This window comes from Saccharopolyspora taberi (assembly GCF_039534165.1).
GTDB classification, from domain to species: domain Bacteria; phylum Actinomycetota; class Actinomycetes; order Mycobacteriales; family Pseudonocardiaceae; genus Saccharopolyspora_D; species Saccharopolyspora_D taberi.
Window position 1 is genome coordinate 637 of record NZ_BAAAUX010000023.1, and the last position, 13,335, is coordinate 13,971.

The following is a 13,335-nucleotide window of genomic DNA, read 5'->3' on the forward strand; positions in this document are numbered from 1 at the left end:
ACGGCATGACCCAGCTCCTGTTCTCCGACGCCATCGTCGGATTCCTCAAGGAATTCGCCCGCACCACCCCGCACCGCCCGGACGTCCTGCTGTCCTTCGGCTTCATCCCGGGAGTCGAGCGCAGCAAGAAGCTCATCCAGTGGCTGATCCAGGACCCCGGCAACCCGGCCGTCGCCGCCGAGCAGGAATTCGTCGCCCGCACGGCGGAACTCGGCTTCCAGCAACGGAAACAGGCCGTCGTGGACCTCTACAAGCGGGTCATCGACGGAGTCCACGACCTCGGCTTCCCGCTGAGCGTCCACCTCGAAGCCCCCTACGGCTACAACGAACCCGCCTTCGAGACCTTCGCCGCGCTGCTGGAGCACTGGGAGCCGCAGCCCTGACCCCCGCAACCCGTTCGACCACGCGGGCGCCTGCCGGAGCTGAACGCCAGCACCGGCGGGCGCCCGTCCGCAGCAGGGGTTTCCGCCTCCCAGCGCGATTTCCTGCGACCGATCTCACCCAGCCGGTTGCAACCGGAGCGGATTCCGCTTAGGCTTCCCAGTGGGAAGTTCCCACGTGAGGTGGAGGTAGCGTTATGACCACGGGACCGCGCGTTGCCGTGATTTACTACAGCAGCACGGGCACGATCTACGGTCTCGCGCAGGCCGCGCTGGAAGGCGCGCGCGAAGCCGGAGCCGACGTCCGCCTGCGGCGCGTCGCCGAGCTCGCCCCCCGCGAGGTGGTGGAAAGCACCCCCGAGTGGCTGGCGCACGCGAACGCGACCCAGCACGTCGAAGAGGCCACTCTGGACGACCTGACCTGGGCCGACGCGATCGTGTTCGGCACGCCGACCCGGTACGGCAACATGGCCGCCCAGATGAAGCAGTTCATCGACACCACCGGTGGCCTGTGGGCGGAGAACCTGCTGGCGGACAAGGTGGTCAGCGGCCTCACCAGCGCCGGTTCGGTGCACGGCGGCCAGGAGACCACCCTGACCAGCATGTACCACGTGTTCATGCACTGGGGCGCGGTCATCGTGCCGCCCGGTTACACCGACCCGTGCATCGAGGAGGCCGGTGGCAACCCCTACGGCGTCAGCTCCAACGACGGCGAGGGTGCTGGCCCGGCCGCGGCCTCGATCGTCGCGGCGCGGTACCTGGGCCGCCGCGTCACCGAGAAGGCCGCGCTGCTCAGCAGGCCCGCGGTGGCCGCTGAACCGGCGTCGGTCTAGATCCAGCGTTGAGAACCGACGCCGGTTCAGCGGCGAACCGGCGTCGGGGACGTGGTCTTCGCACCAAAGTGGTCGGTCTGCCGGTCACTCCGTTGTGACCAGCAGACCGAGCGGATTTCCCCTGGGGGTGCGGACGAGCCGGCTGGGCCGGTCCCGTGGACTGGCTCAGTCGGCCCGACCGTCCGGCGCGATGTTGTGGTTGACCCGGAACACGTTGTCCGGGTCGTGCTCGTTCTTGACCCGCACCAGGCGCTCGTAGGAAGCGGGCTCGTAGGCGCCGCGCACCTGGTCGGCCTCGCCCTCCTCCGCGGTGAGGAAGCTGACGAACGGCCCACCGACCCGCCACGGCGCCAGCACGTCCAGCACCTTCTGCTGCGCGGCCCGGACCGTACCGACCTGGTCGCCCTCGCCCGGCGCGGCGACGAACAGCGTGTAGCCGGGCCTGCGGTACGGAACCGCGTTGGGCTGCTCCGGCTCGACCGCCAGCGCACCGGCGATCCGGCGGATTTCCACCACGGTGACCGGGAAATCGGCGTCCGGACCGGCGACCTCCAGCAACGCGCCGATCGCGGCGTCGTCGAAGCTGCCGAGCCGCCCGGAGCGCTCGTAGAACGGGCCCGGCTCCATCGGGTCGAGGTTGACGCTGCCGATCTCGGTGTAGGGCATGTTCGTCACGGTGTCCATCAGCGGCTCGGCCACCTGGCGCAGCGGGCGGACCAGCCGCTCGCCCTCCTCGGCCGAACCCCGGTAGGTCACCCGCACGTGCCCGACCAGCTTGCCGCGGATCGGCTCCGGCACCACGTCGAGGTCCGGGAACCGGACCACGGCGATCGCGGTCTGCATGTTCGCGGGCACGTCCTCCGCCCAGTCCCGCCAGGTGCGCAGCAGCTCGGGCAGCGACTCGCCGGGCATGAACAGCCCGCCACCGTACACAGTGGACAGCGGGAACAGGTCGACCTCGACCGAGGTCACCACGCCGAAGTTGCCCTTGCCGCCGCGCAGCGCCCAGAACAGCTCCGGATCGCTCTGCGCGGTGACCTCGCGCAGGCGGCCGTCGGCGGTGACGACGTCCAGGCTGCGGACGTGGTCGGCGGCGTAGCCGAACGAGCTGCCGAGCGGACCGATGCCGCCGCCCAGGACGTAGCCCATCACGCCGACCGTCGGCGACGAGCCGTTCAGCGGGGCCAGCCCGTAGGTCGCGGCGTCCTGGACGACCTTGCCCCACAGCACACCGGCCTCGATCCGCGCGGTGCGCGCGTCGGGGTCGATGCGCACGCCGCCCATCGCCCTGGTGCTGATCAGCAGCGCGTCGTTCCCCGGGAGGACCACGCCGTGACCGGTGCCCTGCACCGCGACCGGGAGGCCGTGCTCACCGGCGAAGCGCACCGTGCGCACCACGTCCGCCGCACTGCCCACCGCGATCGCGGCCTCGGGCCGGAGGTCGACGGTGCGGTTGAACCCGAGGCGCTCCGCGTCGTAGGCGTCGTCGGAGGGCAGCAGAACCGAGCCGTGGAGCGCGGGTTCGAGATCCTGCCGGAGTGCGTCGACGACCTTCGCTCGCTGTGCCTCGGTAGGGATGGCTGCCATGGAAAAGGTTCTCCCTTCTGGCCCGCGGATGTGCGGGCGTCAGACCAAGAATCTCGGATTTTCGCCGGTCAGTGCGAGAACATGTCCTCGTCCGGCGAGATGTGAAGTGCGCGGTACGAGCCGGTGAAGAACACCAGCGGTTCCCCCTCCCGGTGCGCCAGATGGCGCACGTGGCCGACGAACAGCGTGTGATCACCGGCGTCGTGAGCGTCCCACACGTCGCACGCGACGTGTGCGAGCGCCCCGCTCAACAGCGGAACTCCGTGCTGCCACACGAATTCCGGTTGCAGGTTCGGCTGCGGCCTGCCCGCGAAGTGCCGCGAGTGCGACTCCTGGTCGTCGGCCAGCATGCTGATCCCGTACCGCCCGGACTGGGGAAGAACTTCCGCCATCCGCGTGGTTTTCGCCAGCGACACCAGGATCAGCGGCGGGTCCAGGGAGACCGAGAGGAATCCGTTGGCGGTCATCCCGTGCACCTCGCCGTCGGCTCCCGGCGCGGTCACCACCGTGACCCCGCTGGGAAAGCGCCCCATGACGTTGCGGAAAGCACGGCTGTCGACTGCGAATTCTGTTGACATGTTCGCCTCCAGCGCGAAGATCGGTCAACGGGCCGTGCCCGGCACGGCCGTGGCGGCGCGGACCTCCGCCCGCGCCGCCCGCGGTTTCTGGGACGTCCTCCCCGACGTGACCCGCTCACCGGCACGCGAGTCGCCTGCGCGGCCCGGAGTTCCCGGGTGTCCCGCCGGAGGGACACCCGGAAGCTCCGGAACACACCTGAGAGCCCGTCTTCCCCGACCGGTGCGGCGGCCGAGCCTTCTGAAACGTTTCTAGTCGTGTGCGGCCAGGAAGGCGTCGGTGCGCTCCGGGGTGGACAGCACGTCCCAGAGCCGCTCCGGCTGGTTGAAGAAGTCGATGAACTCGTCGGCCAGCGCCTGGTCGGTGGCCATCCGCTGGAACAGCCGGATCTGGTGCGCCGGAGGTTCGCGGCGCAGCATGAAGTTGCCCCACTGGACCGTCGACAGCACCCGGTGCGCCCGCTTCCTGGCCACCTTGACGCAGAACCGCTCGTCGAAGCCGAGGTCCTCCACGATCGACTCGCCGATCACGAAGGCGGAGTACGAGGCGAGGTTGGCGCCCTGGCCGATCATCGGGTCGACGGTGGTGTGCGCGTCGCCCACCGACAGCGCGTAGCGGCCGTTGGGCAGCCGGACGTAGTCCTCCCGCACCCCCGGCACCAGCGCGCCCTGCACGATGTCCTCCGGGCGGGTCAGCGAGAACTCGCTCGGGTTCACCCGCGCGAACACCGTCGGGTGGTACTTCTCCAGCTTGCTGAGAACGGCCTTCTCGAACGCGGCCGGGTCGTCCTCGTAGCGCAGGTGCGCCAGCTCCTCCATGTCGCCGCCCGGCTTGATCTCGAACAGCAGGGTGGTGACCGGGCCGTCGAAGGAGTGCATCGGCAGCTCCAGCAGCTCGCCCTCCGGCGACACGCTCATCGTCATGCCGGTCGGGTCGGGGCGGGCGACGCCGTGGTAGAGCCCGGCCGACAGCTTGCGCTGCGGCACGTCGAACGGCGACGCGTCGGTGCGGCGGCCGAACATGTTGGACAGCCCGGCCTTGCCGGTGCCCACCACCACGAGGTCGTGCTGCTCGGACAGCGACACGATGGTCGCGGGCTGCACCTGCCGGGTCTCGAAGTTCCCGCCGCGGGCGACGAAGTCCTCGACGAGCCGGGGCAGGTAGATCCGGTAGTCCAGGGCGCGCGCGGGACCCGAGGCGTGCGGGGTGAACCGCAGCGGCGGGTCGCCCGCGATGTGGTGGTGGTGCGCGGTGTAGCCGTACTCGTCCAGGTCCCAGTGGCTGATGCCCAGTTCCTGCTCGCGCCGGATGGTCGTGTTCTGGTGCGCCACCGTGTTCGGCAACCTGCCGGTACCGAGCTGTTCGACGGTCTTGTCGCTGTAGATCGTGACCGGGACGTCGTGCTTGCGCAGGTAGAGGCCCAGGTGGAGGCCGGCCACCCCGCCTCCGACGATGCCGATGTTTGTCACGGGTGCTCCCTTCGAGGGGCAGGCGTGCCGTGCGCCCGCGGTCGCGGGCTGGACCGGCGCACCTGCGCAGCTCCGGAGATGGATGTCGACATGCCTTCCGAGCCTAACCGGAAGACATTCCGTTTACGATCCCATAGTATGCCTGGGTAGACGCCCTGACAACCACCGGCAGCGACCAACCGGTGACGTGGGGAAATCGCCCGAGCCGGTGGCCGGACCGCACCGGACCGAGGAGAGGAGCAGCGATGGCAGCCGATCGGTCAGCCATGAACGGTCGCGGACTCGGCCTGACCGTGGCGGGGCAGCCGCAGCCGGAACGCGCCGACGCAGCCCGCAACCGCAAGCGGATCATCGACGCCGCCCAGCGGATCGTGCGCAGCGGCGGCGTGGAGGCGCTGTACATGGAGGAGGTCGCCCAGGCCGCCGGGGTCGGGGTCGGGACGGTCTACCGCCGGTTCGGCGACCGGGCCGGGCTGGCCTACGCGCTGCTCGACGAGCGGGAGGTCGAGCTGCAGCAGGCGTTCCTGGCCGGGCCGCCGCCGCTGGGATTCGGCGCCCCGCCCGTGGAGCGGATCAAGGCCTTCCTGCACGCGCTGCTGGACCGGCTGCAGGAGCAGTCGGCGCTGCTGCTGGTCGCCGAGACCAACAGCCCGCACGCCCGCTACGTCAGCGGGGCCTACCGGGTGCACCACGCGCACCTGGCCGGCCTGGTGGAACAGGTCCGCCCGGGCAGCGACGCCCGCTACCTGGCCGACGCCCTGCTCGCGCCGATCGGCGCCTGCCTGGTCACGTACCAGCAGGACGTCACCGGCATGTCGCTGGACCGGATCAAGTCCGGCCTGGACGACCTGGTGGACGCGATCAGCAAGCCCGAGAACTGACACCCCGGGTCGCGGTGCCAACGCACCACACTGCACCGCGGCCCGCGTGTCACCGCGGCGAAGTACCCGCAGACCGCCTCGACCATCGACGCGCCGGATTCGCCGCTCTCCGCCGCACCCCAGCGGATGGCCAACGCCATGCCCTCCACCAAGCCCAGATCGGGAAAGACCCTCGCGATAGCGACCAATAGCCCACTACGTCGCCCAAAACAAAACGACAAACCCAACCCCGGGAAGCTGGCCCAAGAGCCAACCCCGAAAAGCTGGTCCAAGAGCAGGCCGAGAACACTCCCAAAGCAAGGAGCACTCGACTCCCAACCACCGCACCGTAGGGGGTTTGGGGGAGTCGCTCCCCCAACAAAATGACGAAGCCGATAAAAGCGAAACGCCCTGCGTGAGCAGGGCGTCCCAATCGCGAAGTGGAGCTGACGGGATTCGAACCCGTGACCCCTTGACTGCCAGTCAAGTGCGCTACCAACTGCGCCACAGCCCCTTGTTCAGTTCTCGCCCGAGGCTCCCGGGGTTTTTCTGTCCCGTTCATCTCGTGCCTGCATACCGTACAACAGCCTCCGGAGGCCCTTCGCAGGGGGGTACCCCTGTTGGATCTACCCAGCGTGCAGCCCGCTCTGCTACACCGTGGGTCGTGACCACTGCACAGCGCGTGTCGCCTCCGCTGACGGCGCCGGAGGACGAGGGGTGCGATCCCGAGCGCCGTCGTGAGCTGCAGGAACGGCGGTTGCAGCGGCTGGTCGACCGGCTGCTGGCGGCTGGCGGCGTGCAGGCGGGGCGGCTGCGCGACAGCGGGGTGCGCCGGGGCTCCGACGTCGGCCTCGACGAGCTGCACCAGCTCCCCTTCGTCACCAAGCAGGACCTCTGGGACCACTACCCCTTCGGCCTGCGGGCCGCTCCGGAGACCGACGTGGTGTGCATCCACGGGACCTCCGGGACGCTCGGGCGGCAGACGCTGGTGCCCTACACCGCGCACGACATGGACGTCTGGTCCGAGGTGATGGCGCGGGCGCTGGCCGGGGCCGGGGTGACCCGCCGCGGGCTGGTGCACAACGCGTTCGGCTACGGCCTGTTCACCGGCGGGCAGGGCCTGCACCAGGGCGCGATGCGGCTGGGCGCGAGCGTGCTGCCGGTCTCCGGCGGGGGCACCGACCTCCAGCTGCGGCTGATGCTCGACCTGCGCCCGGACGTGCTGTGCTGCACCCCGTCGTACGCGATCTACCTCGGCGAGTCGTTCCGCTCGACCGGGATCACCGCCGACCAGCTGTCGCTGCGCATCGGCCTGTTCGGCGCCGAGCCGTGGACCGAGCAGATGCGGATCGAGATCGAGCGGCTGCTGGGGCTGCGGGCGCTCAACATCTACGGCCTCACCGAGATCATCGGCCCGGGCGTGGCGTGCGAGTCGCTGGACTCCGAGGGGCTGCTCAACATCGCCGAGGACCACTTCTACCCGGAGGTCATCGGCACCGACGGGGAACCGGTGCCGGACGGCGAACCGGGCGAGCTGGTGTTCACCACCCTCACCAAGACCGGGCTGCCGCTGCTGCGCTACCGGACCGGCGACGTCGCCGCCGTGTGCGGACCGGTGCCGGGTTCCGCGCGCACGCTGCGGCGGATGACCCGGGTGATCGGCCGCAGCGACGACATGCTGATCATCCGCGGGGTCAACGTGTTCCCCGCCGAGGTCGAGGCGGTGCTGCTGGAGGACGACCGGGTCGCGCCGCACTACCTGGTCGTCGAGGACCGCCGCGACTCCTCCCGGCCCGAGCTGCGGATCGCGGTCGAGCCCTACAGCGCGGCCGAGGACGCCGCGGTCCTCGAACGGGACCTGGCCGCCGCGTTGCAGCAGCGGCTGGGCATCACCTGCGTCGTGCGCATGTTCGCGCCCGGCCACATCCCGCGCGCGACGAGCGGCAAGGCCCGGCGGGTCGTGCGCTGGAACCACGGCGTGGCGCCGCTGCCCGGGCTGGAGTGATCACCCCGCCTGGCCGCCGTGGCGCTGCGGCAGGCCGCGGGTGTTGGCGGCCTTGACGAACTCCGACCGCGGGTCGTGCAGTTCGCCGAGCGCGACTACCTGCCTGCGGAACGGCAGCTCCAGCAGCCAGTCGCCCATGATGCGCGCCTTCCGCGACGCCGTGGGCATCTTGGCCAGGTGGTAGACCCGGTGCAGCGCCCACGCCGGGAAGCCCTTCAGCTTCACCCCGTACACCTCGGCGGCGCCCTGGAAGAGCCCGAGCCCGGCGACCGATCCCGCGTACCTGTGCCGGTACTGGTGCAGTTCCTGGCCGCGCAGCAGCGCCACGACGTTGTCCGCGAGCACCTTGGCCTGCCGCACCGCGTGCTGCGCCGACGGCGAGCACTTCGCGTTGGGGTCGCGGCTGGTCAGGTCCGGGACGGCGGCGCAGTCCCCGGCGGCGAAGACGTCCACGGTGCCGCGTACCTGGAGCTTGGCGGTGCAGTCCACGCGGCCCTTGTCGTCCCGCGGCAGGTCGCTGCCCTCCAGCATCGGGTGCGGTTTGACCCCGGCGGTCCAGACGATCGTGTCGGTGTCGAACTCGTCGCCGTCGGAGAGCACCACGTGCCCGCCCTCCATCGACTTCGCCGTGGTGTTGAGCTTGACCTCGATGCCCCGGTCGGTCAGCCGCTGCCGGGTGTACTCCCCCATCGGCTGGCTGACCTCGGGCATGATCCGGCCCATCGCCTCGACCATCACCCACCGCATGTCCCGGACGTGGATGCCGGGGTAGTCGCGGATCGCGTAGCGGGCCATGCTCTCCAGCTCGGCCATCGCCTCGATCCCGGCGTAGCCGCCGCCGACGAACATGAACGTCAGCAGCCTGCGGCGCAGCTTGTCGTCGGTGGTGCTGGCCGCGATGTCCAGCCGGGACAGCACGTGGTTGCGCAGGTAGATGGCCTCCCCGATGGTCTTGAACCCCACTCCCTGCTCGGCGAGTCCCGGGATGGGCAGCGCGCGGGAGATCGAGCCCGGCACCACCACGAGCACGTCGTAGCTGATGTACTCGGCGGTCCCGTCGCCGATGGTCGCGGTGAGCTCGCGGCGGGCGTGGTCGATGGCGGTGACCTGCGCGGTGATCACCTCGGACTTGCGCAGCGCCTCCCGCAGCGGCACCACGACGTGCCGGGGTTCCAGCGACCCGGCGGCGGCTTCGGGCAGGAACGGCTGGTAGGTCATGTGCGGCTGGGAGTCGATCACCGTGACGTCGGCCTCGCCGTCCCGCAGGATCCGCTGCAACCGCAGCGCGAGGGTCAGCCCGGTGTGCCCGCCGCCGACGATGACGATCCGCGGCCTAGGCATTCTGCGGCTCCCCCCTCGCACCTTCCCTGGTCCGCCGCGGGTCGACGTCGCGGTCGGGGTGCCGCCGCAGGTACTCGTGCTCCAGCTCGAAGGTCCGGGCCGTGTGCTCGCGCAGCGAGTCCGGCGAGCCGTGCAGGAACGTGTCGTGGCGGGTCTCGTGCAGGTGCCGGAGCTCGCGCAACAGATCCGGTTCGGGCAGTTCGCTACCGGGGATTCCGGTGATCATGCTCATGTCGTCCTCCCTGCGTCGGACACGCCGAAGGGTGCGTGCCTGCGGGAGTACCCCGGTCCAGCTCGATCAACACACCGTCAGCGGGCGCCGAACCGCGTCTCCGGCGCGCCCACCCACACCAGCAGCGCGAGCACCGCGGTCAGGCCGGTGACCGCGAAGGCCACCTGGAACGACACCAGGTCGGCGAGCACCCCGGCGACCAGCGGGCCGAGGATCGCGCCGACGTCGGCCGACATCTGGAAGGCGGCCAGCACCGTGCCGCCCTTGCCCTTCGAGCCGACGACGTCGGCGACCGCGGCGCTCTGCGCCGGGTTGAGCAGTCCCGCGCCGAGGCCGGCGACCAGCGACGCGCCGAGGAACCAGACCACCGAGTCGCTGAGTCCGAGGGAGATGCTGCCGACGGCGGAGACCACCAGGCCGATGATCGCCATCGGCTTGCGCCCGCGCTGGTCGGCGATCCGGCCGGACAGCATCAGCACCGCGGCGTTGCCCACGGCGAACACCGAGAGCGCGATGCCGGCCATCGACTGCGTCGAGCGCAGCGCCTCGACCACGAACAGCGGCACCAGGGCGATCCGCACGCCGTAGACGGCCCAGCCGTTGCTGAAGTTCGACAGCAGCGCCGCGCGGTAGGTGCGGTGCGCCAGCGCCTGGCGGACCGTCATCTCCGGCACCGCGTTGCCGCGGTCCGGCGCGGCGAGGGTGGAGTGGCGCAGCATCAGCCAGCCCGCGAAGGCGGCGACGAACAGCGTCGCGCCGTAGGTGAGGAACGGCAGCCGCATGGAGAAGCCGACCATCAGGCCGCCGATGATCGGGCCGGAGATGTTGCCGAGCAGGAAGCTGGTCGCCCACAGACCGGAGGCGCGCCCGCGCAGGTGCGCGGGGGCGAGGCGGACCAGCAGCGCCACCACGGAGACGGTGAACATCGTCGAGCCGATGCCGCCCAGCGCCCGGAACACCAGCAGCTGCCAGTACGAGCCAGCGAAGGCGCACGCGGCGGTGCTCACGCCGACGATCGTGATGCCCAGGACGTACATGGGCCGCTCCCCGAGCAGCGACACCAGGCGACCGCTGACCGGCGCGAAAGCCAGCCGCATGAAGGCGAAGGCGCTGATGATGAAGGAGACGGCGGTGACGCCGACGTCGAAGCTGGCGGCGAAGGCGGGCAGCACCGGGGAGACGATGCCCATGCCGATCGCGACGATGAAGCTGCCGACGACGAGGATCCAGATCTCTCGGGGCAGTGCTGCGGTACCGGATGTCGGAGTGGATGCTGGGGTGGACTCGGCGGCAGTCGCGCTGGACACCCGGACCTCCTGTCTTTTTAGCCGAACTAAGCGAACCAGACGGATTTGCCCGGGTCAATCGGATACCGCGCCCCGCAACGGACCCTGCCCCTCAGCGCCACCAACCCTCGGGCTGCCAAAGGGGCTTTCCGCAGTCAACGGATGTCCCGACTACAGCAGCTCATCCACCCGCCGGGCGTAGGCGGTCACGGGATAGGCCGCCTCAAACCCGCACGCCTCCGCGAACCGCTCCGCGGGCCTGCTCTCGTCGCTGTGCGCCGCGACCAGCCGCGCTCCGCGCTCGCGCAGCTCGTCGACCGCCGTGACGGCCAGCCCGCGTCCCAGCCCCCGGCGCCGCCTGCCGGGCCGCACGACCACCTGCTCCACCAGGCCCATGCCGTGCTCGACGAAGCCCTGCGCGAAACCGGCGATCCGGTCGGCATCCGCGTCGTCGACGACGTGCACGACGCAGCGCGGGTCGTCGATGCGGTGCCCGAGGTTGCGGATCAGCCGGGACTCGCCCGCCTCGGACAGGCCCGCGTCGTCGGCGATCAGCTCCGCGATCCCCGGCAGGTCGCGGTCCTCGGCCGGGCGCGGGGAAACCCACGTCACCCGCGGCTCCCGGTGCAGCAGCACCAGGCCCTCCTCCACCGCGCGCCAACCCGAGTCGTCGGCGATGCCCTCGATCTCGGCGACCGTGCTCGGCGAGGCGTAGACGACGGCCTCGGACCGCCCTGCCTCGGCGAAGACCTGCTCCAGCCGCAGCAGCGTGCTCGCGACCTCGGCGAGCGTTCCCCAGAGCGCGCAGGCGTGGTTGGCCGTTGGCAGCGGGTTGTCCTGGTTGAGCACCAGCGTCGCGACCCCGACCCGGGTGCGCAGCCCGTAGCGGATCGCGGCCGACGACATCCGCGCGTTCTCGACCAGTCCCGCGAGCATCCGGGCCTGCCTCGGGTGCAGCAGGTCCTCGTCGTCCGGGTCGTGCAGTGGGTCCACGCGTTCATTGTCTGCCCCGGGGGCTTGCCCGTGGCGCGCGCGGCTGGACGATGTGCGTGTGGCCACACCAGAACAGCTCGCCGACGAACTGCTGGACCTGATCTTCGAAGGGGATCCGGTCCGGGCCAGCATCTACGGCGACCGCACCCGAGACGACCTGCTGCCCGACCTCAGCGCCGCGGCCGAGCAGTCCCGGCGCGCCCAGTTGGAGGACGTGCGCAGGCGCGCGATGGCAGTCGACACCGAGCACGCCGAGCTGGAGCAGCGGCTGACCATCGCCGTCGTGGTGCACCAGGCCGAGGCCGCGATCGACCGCATCGACTCCCGGTCGGTGGAGTACGGGATCAACGGCTCGCTGTTCGCCCCGGTCTCCGGCCTGCTGGGCGCCCTCGCCCGGGTCTCGGTCACCGACGCCGACCAGGCGCGGGCGTTCCTGCGGCGGCTGGCCGCGATTCCGCGGTTCACCGAGACCGTGGTCCAGCGCCACCGGGAAGGGCTGGCCACCGGCATGCTCCCGGTCCAGCCCCTGGTGGAGGAGGCTGTCGACCAGCTCGACCGGCTCCTGGCCGCGCCCGGCACCGATCCGCTGCTCGAACAGGACATGCACGGCCTCGACGCCGAGCGCCGCGAGCTGCTCGACGAGGTCGTGCACCCGGCGCTGCGGCGCTACCGCGACGTGCTGGCCACCGAGGTCGCACCGGCGAGCCGCCCGGCCGACAAACCCGGCCTGTGCTGGCTGCCGAGCGGACGGGACATCTACCGCCGCCTGGTGCGCTCGCACACCACGACCCAGCGGACACCTCAGGAGCTGCACGAGACCGGCCTGCGCATCGGCGCCGACCTCCGGCGCGAGTACGCCGAGCTGGGCGCCCGCGCGCTCGGCGTCTCCGACCCCGCCGAGCTGACCGAACGCCTGCGCTCGGACCCCGCGCTGCGCTGGCGGGACGCCGACGACCTGCTGACCACCGCGCGCGACGCGATCAGCAGGGCCGAGGCGGCGGCGCCGGACTGGTTCGGGCGGCTGCCCTCGCAGGGCTGCGAGGTCCGGTCGATCCCGCCGTCCAGCGGCCGTTCCACCGGCGACTACTACACCCCGCCCGCGCTGGACGGCTCCCGGCCGGGCATCTACTTCGCCGCCACCGACCGGGCCGCCGAGCGCGTCCGCTACACCGCGGAGGTCATCGCGTTCCACGAGGCCGTGCCCGGCCACCACTTCCAGCTGACGCTCGCCCAGGAGCTGACCGGCCTGCCCAGGCTGCGGCGGCTGCTGGCGATCAACGCCTACACCGAGGGCTGGGGCCTGTACACCGAGCGCCTCGCCGACGAGATGGGGCTGTACTCCGGCGACCTCGCCCGCATCGGCATGGTCTCCGAGGACTCGCTGCGGGCCGCGCGGCTGGTCGTGGACACCGGGATCCACGAGTTCGGCTGGAGCAGGCAGCAGGCGGTCGACCACATGCTCGAACACACCACCCTGCCGCCGCCGGAGGTCGCCGCCGAGGTCGACCGCTACATCCAGCTGCCCGGCCAGGCGCTGTCGTACATGGTCGGGCGGCTGGAGATCGAGCGGATCAGGGCGGCGGCCCGCGACCGCCTCGGCGCGGACTTCGACATCCGGGCCTTCCACGACGCGGTGCTCGGCCACGGCGCGCTCCCCTTGTCCACAGTGGACATGGTGGTGGCATCCGGGTGAACCCCGGCCCGCCGGTGCGACATCCAGGTGATCCCCGCCTGAGCAGCTAGAAAACGCCCGTCGGCGCTCTAGCCTCGGAG

The 13,335-nt window shown here is 71.2% G+C and carries 12 protein-coding genes and 1 tRNA gene; 5 read left to right on the forward strand and 8 right to left on the reverse strand.

Features of this window, described 5'->3' with window-relative positions:
* On the forward strand, positions 1–383 hold a 383-nt coding region (locus ABD691_RS26395), incomplete at its 5' end, for a mycobacterial-type methylenetetrahydrofolate reductase (RefSeq protein WP_344684198.1).
* A gap of 194 nt (positions 384–577) precedes the next feature.
* Positions 578–1,213, forward strand: a complete 636-nt coding sequence (gene wrbA / locus ABD691_RS26400; RefSeq protein WP_344684200.1) for an NAD(P)H:quinone oxidoreductase — start codon at positions 578–580, stop codon at positions 1,211–1,213.
* A 165-nt stretch (positions 1,214–1,378) separates the two neighbouring features.
* Here wrbA and ABD691_RS26405 read toward each other — a convergent pair whose 3' ends face one another.
* From ABD691_RS26405 to ABD691_RS26415, 3 genes are all read right to left on the reverse strand, one after another.
* A complete protein-coding gene (locus tag ABD691_RS26405; protein WP_344684202.1) occupies positions 1,379–2,800 on the reverse strand; it encodes an FAD-binding oxidoreductase in 1,422 nt (473 codons plus the stop codon).
* A gap of 68 nt (positions 2,801–2,868) precedes the next feature.
* A complete protein-coding gene (locus ABD691_RS26410) occupies positions 2,869–3,378 on the reverse strand; it encodes a flavin reductase family protein (RefSeq protein WP_344684204.1) in 510 nt (169 codons plus the stop codon).
* A 249-nt stretch (positions 3,379–3,627) separates the two neighbouring features.
* Entirely contained in the window at positions 3,628–4,845 is a 1,218-nt protein-coding gene (locus ABD691_RS26415) for a styrene monooxygenase/indole monooxygenase family protein (RefSeq protein ID WP_344684206.1), read from the reverse strand.
* Between the two features lie 245 nt (positions 4,846–5,090).
* On the opposite strand from ABD691_RS26415, the gene ABD691_RS26420 reads away from it, so the two are divergent.
* Positions 5,091–5,726, forward strand: a complete 636-nt coding sequence (locus ABD691_RS26420; protein ID WP_344684208.1) for a TetR/AcrR family transcriptional regulator — start codon at positions 5,091–5,093, stop codon at positions 5,724–5,726.
* Positions 5,727–6,146: 420 nt separating this feature from the next.
* Here the strand turns inward: ABD691_RS26420 and ABD691_RS26425 are convergent.
* A tRNA-Ala gene (locus ABD691_RS26425) sits at positions 6,147–6,219 on the reverse strand.
* 150 nt (positions 6,220–6,369) lie between these two features.
* Here ABD691_RS26425 and ABD691_RS26430 point away from each other — a divergent pair.
* The gene (locus ABD691_RS26430; protein WP_344684210.1) at positions 6,370–7,710 is read left to right on the forward strand and encodes a phenylacetate--CoA ligase family protein; all 1,341 of its coding nucleotides are present in this window, start codon (positions 6,370–6,372) and stop codon (positions 7,708–7,710) included.
* On the opposite strand, the gene ABD691_RS26435 is transcribed toward ABD691_RS26430, so the two are convergent.
* The 4 genes from ABD691_RS26435 to ABD691_RS26450 form a co-directional block, all read right to left on the reverse strand.
* Positions 7,711–9,051 carry an NAD(P)/FAD-dependent oxidoreductase gene (locus tag ABD691_RS26435; protein WP_344684212.1) on the reverse strand — a complete coding sequence of 447 codons (1,341 nt, stop codon included), beginning with the start codon at positions 9,049–9,051 and terminating at the stop codon, positions 7,711–7,713.
* Entirely contained in the window at positions 9,044–9,283 is a 240-nt protein-coding gene (locus tag ABD691_RS26440) for a DUF6158 family protein (protein WP_344684213.1), read from the reverse strand. Before ABD691_RS26440 ends, ABD691_RS26435 begins: the two co-directional genes overlap by 8 nt.
* A 77-nt stretch (positions 9,284–9,360) precedes the next feature.
* Positions 9,361–10,590 (reverse strand): MFS transporter, encoded by a 1,230-nt coding sequence (locus ABD691_RS26445; RefSeq protein ID WP_344684215.1) that lies wholly within the window; start codon positions 10,588–10,590, stop codon positions 9,361–9,363.
* 150 nt (positions 10,591–10,740) lie between these two features.
* The gene (locus tag ABD691_RS26450) at positions 10,741–11,562 is read right to left on the reverse strand and encodes a GNAT family N-acetyltransferase (RefSeq protein WP_344684217.1); all 822 of its coding nucleotides are present in this window, start codon (positions 11,560–11,562) and stop codon (positions 10,741–10,743) included.
* A gap of 58 nt (positions 11,563–11,620) precedes the next feature.
* Here ABD691_RS26450 and ABD691_RS26455 point away from each other — a divergent pair, with 58 nt between their 5' ends.
* Positions 11,621–13,255: a DUF885 domain-containing protein gene (locus ABD691_RS26455; RefSeq protein WP_344684218.1), complete on the forward strand. Its 1,635-nt coding sequence runs from the start codon at positions 11,621–11,623 to the stop codon at positions 13,253–13,255.
* Positions 13,256–13,335: the final 80 nt, after the last annotated feature.